Annotated in this window: 16 protein-coding genes; 10 read left to right on the plus strand and 6 right to left on the minus strand. The window is 67.9% G+C overall.

The genetic code is table 11. The features are described from left to right. Positions 1-8 precede the first annotated feature (8 nt). Positions 9-803, minus strand: coding sequence for an LLM class F420-dependent oxidoreductase (locus VGC47_14410; GenBank protein HEX9856500.1), 795 nt, complete (start codon positions 801-803; stop codon positions 9-11). 164 nt (positions 804-967) lie between these two features. Between VGC47_14410 and VGC47_14415 the strand changes: the two genes are divergently transcribed. From VGC47_14415 to VGC47_14425, 3 genes are read left to right on the plus strand one after another with little or no spacing between them, the layout of a single operon-like run. Then, the gene (locus VGC47_14415) at positions 968-2,191 is read left to right on the plus strand and encodes a GNAT family N-acetyltransferase (protein HEX9856501.1); all 1,224 of its coding nucleotides are present in this window, start codon (positions 968-970) and stop codon (positions 2,189-2,191) included. Positions 2,192-2,195: 4 nt separating this feature from the next. Beyond that, positions 2,196-3,356 (plus strand): PLP-dependent aspartate aminotransferase family protein, encoded by a 1,161-nt coding sequence (locus VGC47_14420; GenBank protein ID HEX9856502.1) that lies wholly within the window; start codon positions 2,196-2,198, stop codon positions 3,354-3,356. Between the two features lie 11 nt (positions 3,357-3,367). Further along, a complete protein-coding gene (locus VGC47_14425) occupies positions 3,368-4,543 on the plus strand; it encodes a dihydrolipoamide acetyltransferase family protein (GenBank protein HEX9856503.1) in 1,176 nt (391 codons plus the stop codon). Positions 4,544-4,548: 5 nt separating this feature from the next. On the opposite strand, the gene VGC47_14430 is transcribed toward VGC47_14425, so the two are convergent. After that, a complete protein-coding gene (locus VGC47_14430) occupies positions 4,549-5,001 on the minus strand; it encodes an NAD(P)H-binding protein (GenBank protein ID HEX9856504.1) in 453 nt (150 codons plus the stop codon). 133 nt (positions 5,002-5,134) lie between these two features. Between VGC47_14430 and gltB the strand changes: the two genes are divergently transcribed. From gltB to VGC47_14450, 4 genes are all read left to right on the plus strand, one after another. Next, entirely contained in the window at positions 5,135-9,559 is a 4,425-nt protein-coding gene (gltB, locus tag VGC47_14435) for a glutamate synthase large subunit (protein HEX9856505.1), read from the plus strand. 163 nt (positions 9,560-9,722) lie between these two features. Next, the gene (locus tag VGC47_14440; GenBank protein ID HEX9856506.1) at positions 9,723-10,310 is read left to right on the plus strand and encodes a TetR/AcrR family transcriptional regulator; all 588 of its coding nucleotides are present in this window, start codon (positions 9,723-9,725) and stop codon (positions 10,308-10,310) included. A gap of 406 nt (positions 10,311-10,716) precedes the next feature. Continuing rightward, positions 10,717-12,822 (plus strand): Fe-S cluster assembly protein SufB, encoded by a 2,106-nt coding sequence (sufB, locus tag VGC47_14445; GenBank protein ID HEX9856507.1) that lies wholly within the window; start codon positions 10,717-10,719, stop codon positions 12,820-12,822. Between the two features lie 87 nt (positions 12,823-12,909). Further along, positions 12,910-13,713 carry a VOC family protein gene (locus tag VGC47_14450; GenBank protein HEX9856508.1) on the plus strand — a complete coding sequence of 268 codons (804 nt, stop codon included), beginning with the start codon at positions 12,910-12,912 and terminating at the stop codon, positions 13,711-13,713. Between the two features lie 79 nt (positions 13,714-13,792). Here VGC47_14450 and VGC47_14455 read toward each other — a convergent pair whose 3' ends face one another. Next, positions 13,793-14,503, minus strand: coding sequence for a hypothetical protein (locus VGC47_14455; GenBank protein ID HEX9856509.1), 711 nt, complete (start codon positions 14,501-14,503; stop codon positions 13,793-13,795). A gap of 129 nt (positions 14,504-14,632) precedes the next feature. On the opposite strand from VGC47_14455, the gene nucS reads away from it, so the two are divergent. The 3 genes from nucS to VGC47_14470 all read left to right on the plus strand — a co-directional run bounded on the left by nucS (position 14,633) and on the right by VGC47_14470 (position 17,051). Continuing rightward, complete coding sequence (gene nucS / locus VGC47_14460; protein HEX9856510.1) at positions 14,633-15,289, plus strand: endonuclease NucS; 657 nt, start codon at positions 14,633-14,635, stop codon at positions 15,287-15,289. A gap of 294 nt (positions 15,290-15,583) precedes the next feature. Next, positions 15,584-16,504, plus strand: coding sequence for a hypothetical protein (locus VGC47_14465; GenBank protein HEX9856511.1), 921 nt, complete (start codon positions 15,584-15,586; stop codon positions 16,502-16,504). Positions 16,505-16,817: 313 nt separating this feature from the next. Next, the gene (locus tag VGC47_14470) at positions 16,818-17,051 is read left to right on the plus strand and encodes a hypothetical protein (GenBank protein HEX9856512.1); all 234 of its coding nucleotides are present in this window, start codon (positions 16,818-16,820) and stop codon (positions 17,049-17,051) included. A gap of 475 nt (positions 17,052-17,526) precedes the next feature. On the opposite strand, the gene VGC47_14475 is transcribed toward VGC47_14470, so the two are convergent. Genes VGC47_14475 through VGC47_14485 form a run of 3 tightly spaced genes read right to left on the minus strand, consistent with a single transcriptional unit; the run spans position 17,527 to position 19,963 of the window. Continuing rightward, positions 17,527-18,315, minus strand: a complete 789-nt coding sequence (locus tag VGC47_14475) for a CDP-alcohol phosphatidyltransferase family protein (protein HEX9856513.1) — start codon at positions 18,313-18,315, stop codon at positions 17,527-17,529. After that, entirely contained in the window at positions 18,316-19,107 is a 792-nt protein-coding gene (locus tag VGC47_14480) for an ABC transporter ATP-binding protein (protein HEX9856514.1), read from the minus strand. After that, positions 19,094-19,963: an ABC transporter permease gene (locus tag VGC47_14485; protein HEX9856515.1), complete on the minus strand. Its 870-nt coding sequence runs from the start codon at positions 19,961-19,963 to the stop codon at positions 19,094-19,096. The genes VGC47_14480 and VGC47_14485 overlap by 14 nt, the downstream gene beginning before the upstream one ends. Positions 19,964-19,990 lie beyond the last annotated feature (27 nt).

Genomic DNA, 19,990 nt, shown 5'->3' on the forward strand with positions numbered 1-19,990 from the left:
GCGGCCGGCTACCCGGCGTTCTTCTCGTCCCTCCAGGCAAGGAGGTGGGCGGCGCTCTCGATGTCGTAGCGCGGTCCGCTGAAGCCGAGGGTGAGCTCGCGTATGCCCAACGCGTAGCGGGCCTCGGCATCGGAGCGCTGCGCTTCCTCGGTCGTGTCGGTGGCCCTGATCCCGGTGGAGCGGATGATGCCGGCGGGATCGCGCCCGACCCTGGCGCACCAGTCGTCGAGGACCCCGAGCTTGTGGCTGATGGTCTCGATCGAGCCGAAGGCGTGCCACACGTCGGCGTGCTCCGCCGTGATCCTCAGGGTGACCTTCTCGCCGCCGCCTCCGATGAGGATCGGGATGCGCCGCGTCGGCGGCGGATTGAGCCTGCTCCAGCGGTCCTTGATCAGCGGGAGGGCGGCGTCGAGCTCCCGCAGCCTGCTCGGCCCCGTCCCGAACTCGTAGCCGTACTCGTCGTAGTCCTTCTCGAACCAGCCGGCGCCGATACCGAGGACGAGCCGGCCGCCGGAGATGTGGTCGACGGTGCGTGCCATGTCTGCGAGCAGCTGCGGATTCCTGTACGAGTTGCACGTCACCAGGGCGCCGATCTCGATACTCGACGTGCACTCGGCCCAGGCACCGAGCATCGTCCAGCACTCGAAGTGCTTCCCGACGGGATCGCCCGACAGCGAGTAGAAGTGGTCCCAGTTGTATGCGGCGTCGAACCCGAGCTCGTCTGCCGTCTCCACGGCGTCCCTGATGGCGGCGTAATCGGCGTGTTGCGGTTGGATCTGGACGGCGATGCGAACGTCTGTCATCGAGGGTTCCTCTCGGTCTTCGAGGTGGGGACGCTACCCGGCGTGAGTACGGCCGCATCCCGGTGCTCCGTGTGCCGGCGTGCCGCCTCGCCCAGGGGACCCGCCGCACGTCGGATGACGAAGCGACCGGTCCGAGCGCCGGACCGTCTGATAGCGTCACGGCGATGGACATCGAGGTGCGCAGCATCACTGACGGGGACGTCGAGGCGTTCCGGCGGTCGCTCATCGAGAACTTCGGCGGGGACGTCTCGGATGAGGAGGGAGCGCTCGATCGCTTCCGCGACCTCTTCGAGACCTCGCGCACGTTCGCCGCATTCGACGGAGGCGAGATCGTCGGGACGGCCGGAGCCTTCTCGATGGAGGTGGCCGTGCCGGGGGGAACGCTGCCGATGGCCGGGACGACCATCGTCAGCGTGCGCCCCACGCATCGCAGGCGCGGCATCCTTCGGGCGCTCATGCGCGGCCACCTCGACGAGGCCCGCGACCGTGGTGACCCACTCGTAGGGCTCTGGGCGTCGGAGACGCCGATCTACTCGAGGTTCGGGTTCGGGAGCGCCGCAGACCTGCTCGACGTGTCGTTCGACTCTCGGGCCGTCGGCCTGCGAGGCGACGAGCCGACGGAGCACGTCCGCCTCGTCGGTGCCGACGATGCCCGCAAGATGCTCCCGGACGTCTACGAGCAGCACTGGCGGGATCGTCCGGGGATGCTCGCCCGCGGCAACGTCTGGTGGGAGCATCGACACTTCCACGACCCGGAGCGCGACCGCGACGGAGCGAGCGCCCGCCGCTACGCCATCGCCTTCGAGGGTGACCGACCGACCGGATACGTGACGTACCGCCAGAAGAGCGACTGGGGCGAAGGCATCCCCAACGGCCGGCTCGAGGTGGTGGAGATGATCGGCCTCAACCCCGAGGCCCGCAGGGCGCTGTGGCACCTCGTCGGCAACGTCGACCTCTATCCGAACGTCAAGTGGTGGAACGCCCCGGTCGACTTTGCGCTGCCGTGGGAGGTGGCCAACCCTCGGGCGATCACGCGCAAGGTGTCGGACTCGTTGTGGCTCCGACTCCACGACGTGCCGGCGGCGCTGCAGGGCCGCACATACGCCGCCGACGGCCTGATCAAGATCCACGTCGTCGACCCGTTCTGTCACTGGGCGCAGGGGACCTTCAGCCTCGAGGTCGAGGACGGCGCCGGGAGCTGCACGCCGACCTCCGACCATCCGGACGTCACGCTGCCCGCCCACGCCCTGGGAGCGCTCTATCTCGGCGGGCGCCGCGCCACGATGCTCGCCAGGGCAGGCCTCGTCGAGGGTGCCGACCGAGACGTCCTCCGCTTGGGCTCGATGTTCTCGAGCGACGTCGCCCCGTGGTGCCAGGAGATCTTCTAGCCCGGTGGACGCCAGTGTGGACTCGGGAGGGGGCACGGAGGAGGCCGGCGGGCACGCCCACCGGCCGGACCCGGCCACCGGAGGCGTCGTCCCGCCGATCCAGCCGTCGACGACGTTCGCCAGGGACTCGTCGTACGAGACGATCGGGACCCACGTGTACGCCCGCTACTCGAACCCGGGATGGGATGCCGTCGAGGAGACCCTGCGGACGCTCGACGGAGGGGCCGACGCCCTTGTGTTCGCATCGGGGATGGCTGCGGTCGTGGCCTTCTTCGAGACGGTCAGGGCGGGTGACCACGTCGTGGCTCCCAGCGTCATGTACCACGGCGCCCAGGACTGGCTGCGCCGGCTCGTCGAGACGCGTCGCATCGACCTGACACTCTTCGACGCGGCGCTCCCCGACGGTCTGGCGCGGGAGGTCCGCCCCGGCCGGACCGCCATCGTCTGGATCGAGTCGCCCGTGAACCCCACCTGGGACGTCGTCGACATAGCCTCGGCAGCGGAGGTCGCCCACGCGGCCGGGGCGGTGCTCGCAGTCGACAGCACGGTGGCGCCGCCGGTGACCACCCGGCCGCTCGACCTCGGCGCCGACTTCGTGTTCCACTCGGCGACGAAGTACCTCAACGGCCATTCCGACGTGCTCGCCGGCGTCCTCGTGGCGGCGGGCGACGACGACAGGTGGACCGAGGTGCGCCAGGTGCGGGGACTGCTCGGCGCCGCCCTCGGGCCTTTCGAGGCCTGGCTGCTGCAGCGGGGCCTGCGGACCCTCGGGGTCCGCTTCGAGCGATGTTCGAACACCGCCATGGCTGTCGCAGATCGGCTCTCGAGTCATCCGATGGTGGAGGCCGTCCTCTATCCCGGCCTGGCGAGCCACCCCGGACACGAGATCGCCGCCCGCCAGATGACGGGCGGCTTCGGCGGCATGCTCTCGATCCTGGTGCGGGGCGGCTCGGCGGCGGCACGCCTGGTGGCCACGAGCACCAGGGTGTTCGTGCCGGCGACGTCGCTCGGCGGCGTCGAGAGCCTCATCGAGCACCGCAGGGCGGTGGAGGGTCCCCACAGCCTCGTCCCGGACAACCTGCTCCGCCTCTCGATCGGCGTCGAGCCGGCAGCCGACCTCATCGCCGACCTCGAGCAGGCGCTCGGTCGGCTCGCAGCCAGCTAGCTTTGGCGGCCATGGCTCGCGAGTTCCTGCTGCCCGACATCGGTGAAGGCCTCGTCGACGCCGAGGTCGTCAAGTGGCACGTCGCCGTCGGCGACGTCATCGCCGTCGACCAGGTCGTAGTCGAGGTGGAGACTGCGAAGGCGGTCGTCGAGATCCCGAGCCCCTACGGCGGCACCGTTCTCCGGCTGGGGGCCGCCGAGGGCGAGACCATCGACGTCGGCAAGGTGCTCATCGTCGTCGGCGACCCCTCGGAGCTCGGTGCCGAGCCGGAAGCCCCCGCAGCACCGGCAGCCACGCCTGCCCGGTCGGGAGGCGACTCGACACCTGCGAGGCCGGCCGCCTCCCCCGAACCGAGGGCCATGCCGATCGTTCGCAAGATGGCGCGCCAAGCAGGTGTCGACCTGGCCGCGGTGAGCGGAACGGGGCCGGGTGGCGCCGTCACCCGGCGGGACATCGAGGCTCACCTGGCCGACGGGGGCACCACCGCGCCCGCGGCGACGTCCGGAGACGACGAGCGCGTCAAGTTGTCGAGGACGCGCCGGACGATCGCCGAGCACATGGAGCGGAGCTGGCGGGAGATCCCGCACGTCACCACGTTCCATGAGGTCGACGGGACCCGGATCCTCGAGGCGCGTCGTGCCCTGGAGACGCGGCTCGGGGCCCCGATACCGATCGAGGCGCTCGTCATCAAGGCCGTGCTGCCTGTGCTCGCCGAGTTCCCGGAGTTCAACGCCACCCTCGAAGGGGACGAGCTCGTCATGCACCGCAGCCACCACGTCGGCATCGCGGTCGACACGCCGGACGGACTCATCGTGCCGGTCGTCACGGCCGCGTCCCAGCTCGACGTGGCGGGCCTGGCGGCGAGGATCATCGACCTAGCTGTCCGGGCGAAGGCCAGGAAACTCACGCCCGGAGAGACGAGCGGGTCGACGTTCACGGTCACGAACATCGGGGCGATCGGAGGCACCCACGGCACTCCGATCATCCCGCACGGCACCACGGCCATCCTGTCGATCGGACGGGCGAGGCAGGCGCCCGCAGTCGTCGGCGGCGCCGTCGTCGCCAGGACCACGCTGCCGATCAGCCTCTCGTTCGATCATCGCGTGATCGACGGCGCCCTCGGCCAGCGATTCGCGGCCCGGCTCGCAGAGAACCTCGCCGAGCCGGCGCTCTTCCTGGCCGGCTGAAGCCTTCAGAGCCTGGCGGCCCCCTCGAGGCGCGCCACCTCAGTTGCCACCGTCGTCGGATCGCGACCTGCTGCGTCTACGCGCACGGTCTCGGTTGCCGCCGTGCTCGACCCGGCAGCTCCGCCGTCGTCCAGCCAGATGACGCGCCGCACGCCTGCCTCCCGCATGGCGTCCTCCCACGCCGCCATGACCGCATCCTCGGATGCCGCGAACGAACGTTCCCTGGCGTCTCGAGCTGCAGTCGCGACGAGGACGGCGCAGAACACGTCGCGCGCCGCTGCGCTGACATGAGAGCCGTCCGACACGTCACCGAGGGCTACCTTCAAGCCGCGCCGGCGGAGCCCGTCCGCCGCTTCCGGGCTCGAGACGAATGCTCTGATCTCGCTCTCGCGGGGGAGGAGCGCGTCGAGCACCGCCTCCCCGAGGTCCGTGTCCGCACCGATGACGATGACCGGCATGGAGTCCGAGGCTATCAGCCGTCCCACCGGCGGCGGCCTCCCGTGGCTCTCCGGGGCTCGAACGAGCGGCCCGGCCGGCTTTGGGGAATCGCAGCTCGACCCGTACAATCGCTCACTCACGGATTCTGCGCATATGCGCATAACCAAGAAAGGCGAACTGCGTTTGGCGCTGCCGCTCTACGACCCGGCCGGGTTCCGCGACGCCTGCGGTGTCGGGTTCGTCGCGGATCGCCACGGGCGGCGGACCCATCGGCTGGCGCGGCTCGCCGTCGAGTGCCTCCACAACCTCGACCATCGCGGGGCACGAAGCGCAGACGGGACGGGCGACGGAGCAGGGATCATGACGAGGATCCCTCACCGGCTCATGGCGAGAGAGCTCGACGCCAGAGCTCTGGCGGTCCCCGAGCTCCTCGGCGTGATGATGACCTTCCTGCCGCGGAGCGACGCAGATCGCTGCCGGAAGACCGTCGAAGCAGCCGTCGAGTCGGAACAGCTCGACTTCCTGACATGGCGGCGCGTCCCGGTCGGGCCGATGGCGCTCTCCGACACGGCCAGGGCTTCGGTTCCGATCATCGAGCAAGCCCTCATCGCGGCACCGGCCGGCATCGACGAAGAGGAGTTCGAGCGGCAGCTCTACTTGGCGCGCCGGGTCGCCGAGCGCCGCGCCGCCGCCGACGAGATCGATGGCTTCTCGATCCCGTCCGCCTCCTGCAGGACGATCGTCTACAAGGGCCTGTTCACCGCGTCGTTCATCGAGGCCTTCTACTGGGACCTCGCCGACTCGATGTACGAGACGGACTTCGCCATCTTCCACCAGCGCTACTCGACGAACACGTTCCCTGCGTGGGCGCTGGCGCAGCCGTTCCACACGATCGCCCACAACGGCGAGATCAACACCGTCCAGGCAAACCGGTCGTGGATGGCGGCCCGCAGCAACGACCTCGACTCGGCCGTGTGGGGATCCCGCACCCAGGACCTCAAGCCCCTCGTCGAGTCGACCGGGAGCGACTCGGCGAGCCTCGACGACGCATTCGAGGTCCTCATCCGGTCCGGCCGCTCGGTAGCCCACGTCAAGGAGATGCTGATCCCGGCAGCCTGGGAGAACGTCTCCGACCTCGCCCCGGAGCTGCTGTCGTTCTATGAGTACCACGCCTTCCTGACCGAGCCCTGGGACGGCCCGGCGGCGATCGCCGCCTCGGACGGCAGGCACGTCATCGCCGGCCTCGACCGGAACGGCTTGCGCCCTTCGAGGTGGACCCTCACCCCGGACCTGGTGATCGTCGCCTCGGAGGCGGGCATCGCTCCGGCCGAGGAGATCCAGGCATTGCGCACGGGACAGCTCGGGCCCGGCGAGACGATCATGGTCGACCTGACGACGGGCGCCGTTTCGTTCGACGGGGAGATCAAGTCGGCCCTGGCCGCGCGAGCGCCATACGGCGAATGGATCCGCACCAACACGAACTACGTGCGTAACCCGTTCGACGATCAGCAAGACGAGCTCTTCGATCCCGCCAGGCTGGCGAGGGTGTTCGGATATACCAACGAGGAGCGCCGGCTCATCCTGGAGCAGATGACCGCAGGCGTGGAGCCGGTGCTCTCGATGGGCCACGACACCGGCCTGGCGGTGCTGTCCGGGTTCCCGCAGCGCCTCTCGCGTTACTTCCACCAAGCGTTCGCCCAGGTGACGAACCCACCGATGGACCCGATCAGGGAGCGGCTCGTCATGTCGCTTCGCTCGTATCTCGGCAGGCGCGGGTCGCTTCTCGAGGAGACGGAGCAGCAGGCCCACCTGATGGAGCTGGCGTCGCCGGTGTTGAGCGACGCCGAGGTCCAGCGCCTCCGCTCGTCGTCGGACCCTGCGTTCGAGTCGGTCTGGCTCGAGGCGTTGTTCCCGGCGGAGGAAGGCGCCGGCGGGATGGTCGAGGCGGTCGGGCGGCTGTGCGACGAGGCGGAAGCGGCGGCCGCAGAGGGCGTGACGATCCTCATCGTCTCCGACAAGGAGGTCGATGGGACGCGCGCCCCGATCCCCATCCTCCTGGCGGTCGGAGCCGTGCACCACCGGCTCGTCGAGACCGGGCTGCGGATCCGGTGCTCGATCATCGCGGTCTCTGGTGAACCGCGCGACGCCCACGATGTCGCCTGCCTGATCGGCTTCGGCGCCTCTGCGGTCAATCCATACCTCGCCATCGAGGAGGTGCGGGCGATGGCCGAGCGCGGCGACGTTGCCCTCGATGCCGTCGCCGCCCAGGAGGGCTACCGGGAGAGCCTCGAGAAGGGCTTGCTGAAGATCATGTCGAAGATGGGGATCTGCACGATCACGGCATATCTCGGCAGCGAGCTGTTCGAGGCGATCGGGCTCGACGAGGAGGTGTGCGAGCTCGCCTTTCGGTTCGTGCCGAGGAGGATCGGGGGCGTCGGCTTGGACAAGATCGCCTCGGACGCTCTCGGACGGCACGCCGCCTTCGCGGCGGGGGAGGAGGAGGTCGGGGGCTACTACCGCCATCGCTCGGGTGGGATGACCCACATCAACGGCCCCCGAACCGTCCTGGCGCTCCAGAAGGCGGTCCGAAGCGGCCTGCGTTCGGACTGGGACGCCTATCGAGCCGTCGTCCAGCAGGACAGGGAGCCGCTCGAGATCCGCGACCTGCTCGACTTCCATCCGGCCGCGGTGCCCGGCCCGATCGACGAGGTCGAGTCGATCGACCGGATCATGCGCCGCTTCACGACCGCGGCCATGTCGCACGGCGCCCTCTCGAAGGAGGCTCACGAGACGCTCGCCGAGGCGATGAACTACATCGGAGGCCTCTCGAACAGCGGCGAGGGAGGTGAGGACCCCGCCCGGTACGGCACGCCGCGCAATTCGCCCATCAAGCAGGTCGCCAGCGGGCGATTCGGCGTCACACCCGGATACCTGGCGTCTGCCGAGGAGTTCCAGATCAAGATGGCTCAGGGCTCCAAACCCGGCGAAGGTGGCCAACTCCCGGGCCACAAGGTCTCCGGAGAGATCGCCACGCTGCGTCACACGGAGCCGGGTGTCACCCTCATCTCACCCCCTCCCCACCACGACATCTACTCGATCGAGGACCTCGCCCAGCTCATCCACGACCTGAAGGCGTTCAAGCCGCTGGCGAGGGTGTCGGTGAAGCTGGTGTCGGGCCCGGGCGTCGGCACGATCGCGGTCGGCGTCGCCAAGGCGCTCGCAGACGTCGTGCTGATCTCGGGAAACTCGGGCGGAACCGGCGCATCGCCTCTCGTTTCGATCAAGCACGCCGGCTCTCCGTGGGAGCTCGGCTTGGCCGAGGCACACCAGGCGCTCGTGGGCGACGGCCTGAGGCACACGATGACCGTCGAGACGGACGGGGGCATGCGCACCGGCCGCGACGTGGTCATGGCGGCGCTGCTCGGTGCCGACCGGTACGGCTTCGGAACCGTGGCGCTGCTCGCCCTCGGCTGCAAGATGGTCAGGCAGTGTCACGAGAACACGTGCCCGGTCGGGATCACCACCCAGCGCGAGGATCTCCGGGCAAAATACGCCGGCTCGGTCGAGCAACTCGTCGTGCTCTTCAGGAACATCGCAGAAGACGTCCGCGAGCACCTGGCGATGCTCGGCGTCCACACCCTCGACGAGGTGATCGGGAGAGCGGATCTGCTGACTGCCCGGGTGTCGGGCGACCCGATCGCCGCGCAGTTCCTGTCGCTCATGGCGCGCCCGGAGGCCTTGCTCGACAACCGTTTCGGCACGAACCGGAGCTTCAGGACCGTGGCGAGGAGCCGGGTGGGGGAGCAGCTGGCGCTCGAGGGGAGGCGGGTCATCTCGACCGGAGCCTCCCTCGAACTGGCGTACCCGGTGCGCAACACGGACCGCGCCGTCGGCACCAGGCTCTCGGGTGAGATCGCAGAGGTGCACGGCGACGACGGCCTCCCGGATGGAACGATCAACGTTCGTCTCAGCGGCACCGCGGGTCAGAGCTTCGGGGCGTTCCTCTCCACCGGTGTGGCGCTGCGCCTCGTCGGGATCGCCAACGACTACGTCGGCAAGGGCATGGGAGGAGGCCTCATCTCGATCAGGCCGGAGGCCGGCGAGCCGGGGGCGGCGGCCCACGGAGCAGGGAACGCCTGCCTCTACGGGGCGACGGGCGGTGCCCTCTACGTGGCCGGCACGGTCGGCCAGCGCTTCGCGGTTCGCAACTCGGGGGCGACCGCCGTCATCGAGGGTGCCAGCGACCACTGTTGCGAGTACATGACGGGCGGTCGCGTCGCCGTCATCGGTCCGGTGGGCCGCAATGTGGCGGCCGGCATGACCGGGGGCGTCCTCTACGTGTGGGATCCGGAGGCCAAGCCGCACTTCGCCGAGTCCGCCCCCACGGCCGCACGGCTCGAGGACGGGGACGCCACCGAGGTCAGACAGATGCTGCACGACCACATCGCCGAGACGAGGAGTCGGGTCGCCGAGCGCATCGTCGACCGCTGGGACGAAGCCCGGCACGAGTTCTGGGTGTTGAGAGCGAACACGCCGATCGCCGACGACCAGCCCGTCCTCGACGCTGCGGTGGGCTGACGCAGCGTCTGGCCTGGCCTGCGGGGGGTCTGCGGGAACGGAACCGGTCCGTCGGCGCCTTCGTATCACTATGGAGGGCTCGCCGGGGCGGAGCCGGTCTTCCCCGCACTCCCACAATCCGCCCCGGCGAGTCACATCACGCCCGAGCCGTTACTCTTGGAGGATGCCAGGCAGACCTCCGGCTACCACCCGCGACGCCCTGTTCGATGCGGCTCTCGCCCGTTTCGAGGAGACGGGGGTCCAGGCGACGTCGCACGCCGACATCGCTGCCGAGGCGGGCATCGGACGCACCACCTTCTACGAGTACTTCGGGAGCATCGAGGACCTCATCGTGCAGCTCGTGGAGACGCGCCTGCCGGATCTCGTCTCGGACATCCTGACCGACGTCGACGACGGGTTGCCGCCGAGCGCTCGCTTGGCGGAGCTGGCGACCCGCATGATCGCCTTCGTCGGCACCGACCCGATCGGCCTCGTGCTCCACACCGAGGTGGCACGGCTGTCCGACCACGCCCAACGCCGGATCCAGGATTCCCACGCAGACCTCTCGCGAGCGTTCCGCGACGTGTACGGCGACGGGGTGGCAGCAGGTGTGTTCCGGGAGCTGCCGGGACGGCTGGCCGGGATGCTCATCTACGAGGTGATCATGACTGCCGCCCGCGAGCTCAAGGCGAGCCCCGATCCGAAGCAGCGCGTGCACGAGGTGTCGGACGCCGCCACCGAGTTCCTGCTGCGAGGCCTTCACCTCGGCTGAGGCCGAGGCCTTCACCTCGGCTGAGGCCGAGGCTCTGTGCGTGGCCCCGGGGTGTTGCTACTATGGCGATAGTAGAAATTGCCGCGGACGCCTATCCGGCAAGTTGGAGTGATCCTCGATGGCAACCGTTGATGTCGACCTCGGCAAGTACCAGCTCGGCTGGTCCGACAAGCAGGACGACTACGTGTTCAAGCCGAAGAAGGGCTTGAACGAGGAGATCATCCGCGAGATGTCCCGCATCAAGGACGAGCCGCAGTGGATGCTCGAGTTCAGGCTCAAGGCCTATCAGCGGTTCCTTCGCAAGCCGGTACCCACCTGGGGAGGCGGCGGGCACCTCGACGAGATCGACTTCGACGACATCTACTACTACATCAAGCCGATGACCGGCCAGGCGAAGGACTGGGACATGGTTCCCGAGTCCATCAAGGAGACGTACGAGAAGCTCGGCATACCTCAGGCCGAGCGCAAGTACCTCGCCGGCGTGACGGCGCAGTATGAGTGCCTGCGCGGTGACGTGAGGGTGTACACGACCGCACGAGGGCTCGTCCCGATCAAGGACGTCACGCCGGGTGACCAGGTCTTCTCGCTCGACGAGAGCACAGGAGAGTTGACCGTCGCTCCCGTCAAGCACTCGGCGCAGACCGACGTCCGCCAGACCTACCGAGTCACGATCGGGTCCCGCTTCGAGCGGGTGATCCACGCAACGGACAACCATCCGCTCCTCGTCCTCGCCGAGGCACGGAGGCCGGGGGCGCCTCGGGCCCGGCACACGGAGTGGAAGACCGTCGGCGAGCTGTCGGTCGGGGACCTCGTCGCAGTGGCCCGGGATCTGCCGGACTTCGGCGAGTCCCACGCCCTGATGCCGCACCGAGAGAGCACGGCGGCGTTCCCGTCCGAGACGAGCCGCGACCTCATGTGGCTGCTCGGGCTCTGGTACGGCAGCGGCCACACCGCAGCGGACCATCCCACCCACCTCGTCGAGTTCATGATCCCCGAGGCGCAGGGCGTGCTGCGCGCCCAAGCCCTACGCGTCATCGAGTCGCTCTTCGACGGCGGGGCCACGACGACGGACTCCGCCCGGATCGCGGTCGACTCCGAGGCGTTGGTCGAATGGCTGGAGATCAACGGGATCAACGGCGATGTGCTCACCAAGCGCCTCCCGGTGTGGGTGTATGGACTCCCGGCCGGTGAGCGGCTCGCCTTCCTGGGAGGTTGCATCGACGCAGGCGGCCAGGTCGAGGCGGCTGACCGCACCTCGTCGGAGTCACTGCTGGATGACGTGGCCGAGCTCGCACTCCTGTGCGGGTTGAGGATGGCAGGTCCGTGGCGCTTCGAGCACCCGACCGTGAGCCTCGCCGCCCACGAGACCAAGACGCTCGGCTTCGCCAGGGTGGTCGCGGTCGAGGAGGCGGATGTCGCTCCTGTGTACGACATCGAGATCGACGGCCCGCACAACTTCATCGCCGAGGGCATCGTCGTGCACAACAGCGAGGTCGTGTACCACCGCAACCGGGAGGACCTCGAAGGCCTCGGCGTGTTGTTCATGGACACGGACACGGCCCTGCGCGAGCACCCCGACATCGTCAAGCAGTACTTCGGGACGATCATCCCCCCGAACGACAACAAGTTCGCCGCCCTCAACTCGGCGGTCTGGTCCGGCGGCTCGTTCATCTACGTGCCGCCGGGGGTCCACGTCGACCAGCCGCTGCAGGCCTACTTCAGGATCAACGCGGAGAACATGGGCCAGTTCGAGCGGACCCTGATCATCGTCGACGAGGGCGCTTACTGCCACTACGTCGAGGGCTGCTCCGCCCCGGTCTACTCGAGCGACTCGCTCCACTCGGCGGTCGTCGAGATCGTCGTGAAAGAGGGCGGCCGCTGCCGCTACACGACGATCCAGAACTGGTCGAACAACGTCTACAACCTGGTGACGAAGCGGGCGGCGGCGTACAAGAACGCCACGATGGAATGGATCGACGGCAACCTCGGCTCCAAGCTGACCATGAAATACCCTGCGGTGTGGCTCATGGAAGAGGGCGCCCATGGTGAGGTGCTCTCGATCGCCTTCGCAGGCAAGGGGCAGCACCTGGACGCCGGCGCCAAGATCGTCCACGCCGCCCCGAACACGACGTCGTTGATCACCTCGAAGTCGATCTCGAAGGACGGTGGACGCGGCGGGTACCGCGGCCTGGTGCGGGTCGAGAGCGGCGCCGAGAACGCCCGGAGCTTCGTGCGATGTGATGCGCTGATCCTCGACGAGGACTCGCGGTCCGACACCTACCCGTACATGGAGATCGAGGAGTCCAACACGCAAATCGGCCACGAGGCCACCGTCTCGAAGGTCGGCGACGAGCAGCTCTTCTACCTGATGAGTCGCGGGCTCACCGAGGCGGAGGCCACCGCGATGATCGTCGCCGGGTTCATCGAGCCGATCGTCAAGGAGCTCCCGATGGAGTACGCGGTCGAGCTCAACCGGCTCATCGAGCTTCAGATGGAGGGCTCGGTCGGCTGACCGGCGGTGCGCGCGCCCCCGAATCTGTCACACCCGACGCGTATGGTTCGCGCCAATCGCCCGGTTCGATGTCAAGGAGGCGCTGCAGTGTCAGACAACTATCCCCACGGGCTCTTCACGTGGGTCGACCTCGCCACGCCGGATCCCCAGGCTGCCAAGTCCTTCTACTCGTCCGTCTTCGAATGGACGGGTGAGGACCAGGTCGACGAGAACGGCGACTACATCTACACCCTCCTCTACCGGGACGGCCTGAACGTCGCAGGGCTCGGCGGGCTGCAAGCCGAGGGGATGCCGTCTGCGTGGAGCTCTTACGTCGGCGTCGACGACGTCGACGCCGTTGTCGGCTTGGTGGCACCGGCTGGTGGACAGGTGATCATGCCGCCGATGGACGTGATGGACACGGGTCGCATGGCGATCGTCGTCGATCCGACAGGTGCCGTCCTCGGTCTGTGGCAGCCGGGCACCCACAAGGGCGCCGAGCTGTTCGGCGCCCACGGCGCCTTTTCCTGGAACGAGCTGGCGACGCGAGACGTCGAGGCGGCGAAGGCGTTCTACGGCGCCATCCTGCCGTGGCGGTTCGAGCAACAGGGTGACTCGGACTACTGGCTCATCGCGATGGACACCAAGGTCACCGGCCAAGGGCTCGCCGACGACCAGTTCAACGGCGGCATCATGCCGATCGCGGCGGACGCTGCACAGCAGGTGCCTGCGCACTGGGCCGTGTACTTCACCGTCGACAGCGCAGACGAGGCGGTCGCCGCCGCCCAGGCGGCCGGAGGCACCATCTTGCGCGATCCGTTCGCGACCGAGTTCGGGAAGATCGCCGCAGTCTCGGACCCGTTCGGCGCATCATTCATGGTGATCGACCCATCACAGGCGGCCGCCGGCTGAGCGACGTCGGGGGCAGCGTGAACGCGGATTGGGGGCCCCCGTCGGGGCCCCCAATCCAATGATGCTTCGCGTCGTCCGGTCAGATTGCGGGCTGGCTGGGCACGTCCACGAATGACTCCGGGATCGTGTCCGGGACGGCCCACGAGATCTTCTTGTCCTTGCTCGCCCACACCAGGCCGCCGCCCGTCACCATCGCCATGAGTCCGACTCCTGCGAGGATGGCTGCGAGCGTCAGGCCTATCTGGAGGGCCGTATGGGTCACCGTGCCGACGCCGAGCTCTGCGATGAGGCCATGCGCCGTGCCGGTCCACGCCTGCTCGCGGGCGATGCCGTCGAGTGGGTGGCTCCTGTCGAACCCCGTCCAGTAGCGGCCGTCGACCGGAACGTCGTACGTCCCTGCCTCGAAGACCTCACCGTTGTACTCGACGTCCTCGGGGAGGACGACGGTCTGCGTGCCGTTGAGCGTGTGGTATGAGATCGTGGCCATCTGGTACATGTACTCGGTTGCGGTGTTGACCAGGGGGTCGGCGGGGTCGAAGTCGGCCTCGACAACCGGGTACTGCCAGTCCTCTGTGAGCAGAGCCATGATGGCGTCGGCACCCTCGGTCGTGCCACGGTCGGTGAGCTGGCCGTCCTCCGTGTACGCCAGGGTGACGTTCTGCTGCTCACTGAAAGCCTGCAACGTGCCGTACCCATCCTGGACCTTGGCGAAGGCGACGCCACCGGCGACCACGAAGACGACGCCGATGATCAAGAGCACGATTCCGAGCATTCGAATCCTGCGTGACATCTCTGGGGCTCCTCTCTCGGTTTGTGAACCCTGTCACAAGCAATCTTCGGGTCTGGCCGACGGCGCACATAGGGCCATTGGTCCTCTCGCCGACGGTGGCGCCGCTCCCGACCGGGTTACGCTCGTCTGATGCGCATCGTCGTTGCAGACTGCACCGTGGAGTACGAGGGGCGACTGAGCGCATTCCTTCCGCGCGCCACTCGACTCGTGATGATCAAGGCGGACGGGTGCGTCGCGGTGCACGCCGACGGCGGGGCGTACAAGCCCCTGAACTGGATGAACGCTCCGAACCACATCGTCGAAGAGGATGGGCGCTGGACCGTCACGAATCCCAAGGGAGAGCGCCTCGTCATCCGCTTCGACGTCGTGCACTTCGACACGTCGGTCGAGATGGGTGACGACCCGGGGCTCACGAAGGACGGTGTCGAGGCCGAGTTGCAGCGGCTCCTCGCTGACCGGGTCCATCTGCTGGGAGACGGCATGGAGCTGATTCGACGCGAGTACCCGACCCCGATCGGCCCGGTGGATCTGCTGTGCCGGGACGGGAGCGGCATCGTTGCCGTGGAGATCAAACGCCGTGGCGAGATCGAAGGCGTCGAGCAGCTGACCCGCTACGTCGAGTTCCTCGGGCGGGACCGGCGGTTGGCCCCCGTCCGGGGACTCTTCGTCGCCCAGCAGGTGAAGCCACAGGCGCGCACCCTCTCCGAGGATCGCGGCATCGAGTGGCGCGAGGTCGACTACGAGGCGCTCAAGGGCATCGACTCGCCCGCGCTGCGCCTGTTCTGACTCCGCTCCGTTGCCGAGCAGTGCCGATAAGGTCATGTCGTGGACGGTGACGGTGACCTCAGATCTGTCGCCTTCGACAACACACGATTTCGGGATCTCGGTTAGGTGAGGGGGCCGCGGGTCGGTTTGGTGTTGGCGGCGATGGTCGTCGCCTCATCCGCCTGCGCCTCCCCCAGTGGATCCTCGACATCGGATGAACTGCAGACCCCTGCCGTGTCGAATTCTGGGCAGGTTGACCGCAGCGACCTTGGCGATGAGTTGGGTGGGTGCCTCGAGGATGACGACGAGCCAGGTGTGATCCAGGAGCCTCGTATCAGCGTGCTCGACTATGCCGAGAGGTCGAGTCTGTCGCTGGTGCTGCTCGACGGGTCATCGCTTCGCAGCGCCGTAGAGCATGACGTGCAGATGTTCAACGATGACGAGTGGGTCGGATTCCTCACCGTCGATCTCGGAGCTGAGTTGCTCGTTGGTGCCATTCCTGACGTTTTGTACGTACCGCGCACTCGACTTTCGAGGGTTCTCGACGTCGTCGAAGATCTCGACATTGTCGTTACGGTGAACGAGTACGCATCGTCGACTGGGGTACTTGGCGTGATCGAGTTGGATGATCGGATCGTCTTCGAGGGAGATTGCGCCGAGGTCGATACGGACAACGTCGCCCGGTTTCGTGCCGAACGTGTCGATCTGGGATCGGCCCGCGAGTTCATGGGCACACTGTTCGGCGGTGACCCGATACTGCGCGACGCCTTTGGCGAGTGGCTGCGAGGCTCGGGTCCGATCGCGTGGAGCGACCGCGAGCCTATGGAACGCGTGCTCCACGTGGGCGACACCCCGGCCGAGGTTCTCGACGACTTGCGAACTCTGTGGGTGTCGTGGACCACGGGAGCCGGTTGGGACGGTCTCGGTGCCGTGGGCTACTGCACCTTCGTTCCGGAGTTCGGATGGAACGACTGCATGCTGGCAGATAGGGCCTTGGCCGAGGAGGACCTTTCAGTGTTCGTGGATGACCAGGCCCTCGAAGTGTGGCTACTGCGTGACGACTTGAGCCTCGCCGAGCCGATCGCGTTCCTCGGAACGATCGGATCCGACGTGCTCGACGATGTCATCGACGCAGAGGCTCAACAACTCAGCCTCTACTTGGTGGAGGTTGACGGTCTCGACGACGTTCTGGCGCGTCAGGGCCGCCTGGTCACTGCCACGGCCACATCCAGATAGGAGATCCTCCGGGGCTTCATCGTCTGCTGATAACGCCTGCAGATGCACTGAGAGAATGGCAACTGCCGAGAGACGCTCGGGCGCCGAATCTCTTGGATCACAGCTTCGCTGGGTTTGCATGCCCGCCGTGGTGATCGAGGGCCGTCTCTCTCAACCGGGTCTCTCTCCGCAAGCAGCTTTCAGCCACCGGTCCGCCGTCTTCATTTGGGCTGGGATCGGCGGCGATTCCGCGCCCGATGTGGCCGAGCCGATAAAGTCGCGGTCTCTGAACGCCGAAGGTCAACTCGACACGTCGCACGCTGGAGGATGATTGATGCGGCCGGGAGAGGACACTCCGCGCAACGCCGGCTGGGCTGAGCCGCTCCGTCTATTTCTCGTGGCCTTGGCATTGCTGGCAGTTGTCGGCGTATCCCTCGCGGCCCTGGGCGGCGAACGCGGGACCGAAGCGCCCGAATCGCCAGCAACAACGATCGACGAAGAGGATCTGCCCTGTCTCAACACCACGAACCCGACGGCTGAATACGACTTGCTTGGGTGCGATCTGTAGGCTACGAGCAGTCGGATGTGATGCACCAGTCGAGGTCGAGGCGAATCGCCGCCTTGTTCGCCTCGACCGATGTTCTGGTGGTGCGTCGTTCGATTGGTGACCTCGGCTCTGGACCGCCGGGTGGCCGACGCCGCAGACCGGGGACGGCCATACAAGCGCGGTCTCCCGCTCGGCGGGGGACCGGCGAGCGGTCGCCCTGCGACCCGAGCCGAAGGGGGCACCTGGCCGCCACACTGCCCGGCCCCCTCGACTCGGCCTGCGGCGCTCGTCGATCCCCCGGAAACCGGGGGATTGCGTAGAAGCCTGCCAACCGTACGGACGGGCCACACACGCTGTCTCCCGCTCGGCGGGGGACCGGCGAGCGGTCGCCCTGCGACCCGAGCCGAGGGGGCACCTGGCAGACCGGACCTCCGAGTAGCCGACGCCGCAAACCGGGACAGCCGCGACCCGTGGTCATCAATCCCGCCACAGACCACTAGGGGTTCTGATCCAGCCGTCGCGAGCGCCAGATGCTCACGAGGTGGAGCACGACGACGACGGAGGTGATGCTCAGCATGGTCACGGCGAGCGCCCGGCCGAACCGCATCGACTCGGCGATCTCGTCTGCGATGGCGGCGGCCAGGATCAGCAGGGTCGCCTCGGCGGCGTGAGTGACCATGTGGATCGGCGCCAGGCGGGCCATGGAGCGCACCCTGGCGAGGCCGGATCCGGTGATCTCGTCCGCCTCGGCGGGGGCCGGGCCGAAGCCGGAGCGCAGCCGCGACGCCGGCACCAGGTCGGTCTCGGCCTTCTCGAGCAGCACTCCAATGGCGGCAGCCATCCCGACGATGACCCAGGTCTCGTCGCCACCCGACGCCCGGATCCCGACGGCGACCATGAGCCCGCCCTCGACGAGGTAGTGGCCGAGCCGGTCGAGGTAGACGCCGCGGGCGCCGGTGGTGGCGTTGAAGCGGGCCACCTCGCCGTCGACGCAATCGAGCAGCAGGTAGAGCTGGATGGCGATGAGGGCGGCCACGGCAGGGGCGACCCCGGGCAGCGTCGCCACCGCCACGCCGGCGATCCCGACCCCGATCATGATGACCGTGACCGAGTTGGCGCTGAGGCCGGCTCGCAGCGCCAGCCAGGTGAAGAACGGCGAGATGCGCCTCATGTAGAGGGTGCCCGTCCAGTGCTCCTCCGAGCGGCGCGCCAGCACCTCGGCCGGCTGGCCAACCGCCCTCACCTCGGCGACGGTTGGTCGCCTACCCGCCTCATCTACCGCCATTCAACCCTGCTCCGCCTCGGCTTCGGCTTCGTCCTGCGCCTTCCAATGATCCTTGTATGCCTCGATGACCGCCGCCGGCTCACCGTCCATCCGCTTCTCGCCCTTCTCCAGCCAGATGACCCGGTTGCAGCTCCCCCTGATCTCCCCGAGCTTGTGCGAGACGAGCACCACCGTCCCGGCATCTTGAGCCATCGAGCGGAGGCGTTTCAGGGAGCGCCGCTTGAACGAGGCGTCGCCGACTGCGAGTGCCTCGTCGACGAGCAGCAACTCGGGTCTGACGATGGTCGAAACCGAGAACAGCAGACGGGCGCGCATGCCCGATGAGTACGTCTGCATCGGCAGGTCGATGAACTCGCCGAGGCCGGCGAACCGGACGATGTCGTCGAAGCGGTCGCGCAGGGTCATCTTGTCGAGGCCGAGGGCCAGGCCGCCGATGATGATGTTCCGCCTCCCCGACAGCTTCGGCTGCAGCACGGCGCCCACCCCGAGCAGGGTCGGTATCGACCTGGCGTAGATCGAGCCCGACTCGAGAGGGATCAGCCCGGCGATGGCTCGCAGCAGGGTGCTCTTGCCCGAGCCGTTCGATCCGATGATCCCGAGGATGTCCCCCGCCGCGAGGTCGAAGGACACGCCCTCGACGGCGTGGATCTCCCTGCTGCGCTGCGCCCTGCCGAGCAGCGAGTCCCGCAGCGATCGCTTGGTGTCCGCCGACGGCCGGTAGACGACGCTGGCGTCGCGCACCGACAGCGTGATCGGCCGCTCACCGGTACCGGGCAGGTCAGTTCCTGCCATACGTCGACTCTCCGGCCTTGAAGAGCAGGAATCCGCCGATCAGGGCGACGATCGACCACGAGACGGCCGAAATCCAGATCTCGGGCGGTGCGTCGACCTCGGCGAGGATCGACGACTTGGCGAGCGTGATGAGCGAGTACCACGGATTGAACGGGAACAGCCTGGCGACGTTGAGCACCCACTGCGGGGTGTCCGGTTCAGCGGTGAACCGATCGATGCTGTACAAGATGCCCGAGAGGTAGAACGTGAGCCTGAAGAAGATGGGGAGGATGTTCTGGATGTCCCGGAACGTCTCGTTGAGGCGGGCGGTGATGAAGGCGATCCCCATCGTGAACATCACGAGGAGGGCGACGTACGGGATGAAGAGCAGCCACCGCGCCTCGATCGCCTCGCCGGTGAGGATCGTGATGACGATGGCCACGCCCAGGGCGGGGACGAGTGCCAGGGTCTCGGCGGTCACGGCCGAGATCGGAAGGACGGCGCGCGGGAACCGGATCGACTTGATGAGGCCCTCGTTCGTCGTGAGCGACTTGGCGCCGGCGATGGCGCACTGCTGGGAGTACCGGAAGAGGAAGACACCGATCGTCAGGTATCCGAGGAAGTTCTGCAGCCCGCGGTCGACACCCAGGATCTCGCCGAAGACGAGGAAGTAGACCCCCACCTGGAGCAGCGGGCTCACGAGGTACCACACGTTGCCGAGCAGCGTGTTCATGTTCCTGGCCCGCAGGTCGGCCCTCGGGACCTCGGCCATGAAGTTCCTCAGGCGCCACAGGTCGGCGAGGTACTCGGGCACGGTGCGCGACGCGCTCACGTCGATCAGCCCGTCGAGGGCTGTGGTGGAGGATTGCTTGGCCAAGGAAGTCTCCATAGCAGCGAGGCCGGA

The sequence above is a fragment of the Acidimicrobiia bacterium genome, from assembly GCA_036396535.1.
Lineage (GTDB): Bacteria > Actinomycetota > Acidimicrobiia > Spongiisociales > UBA5794 > DASWKR01.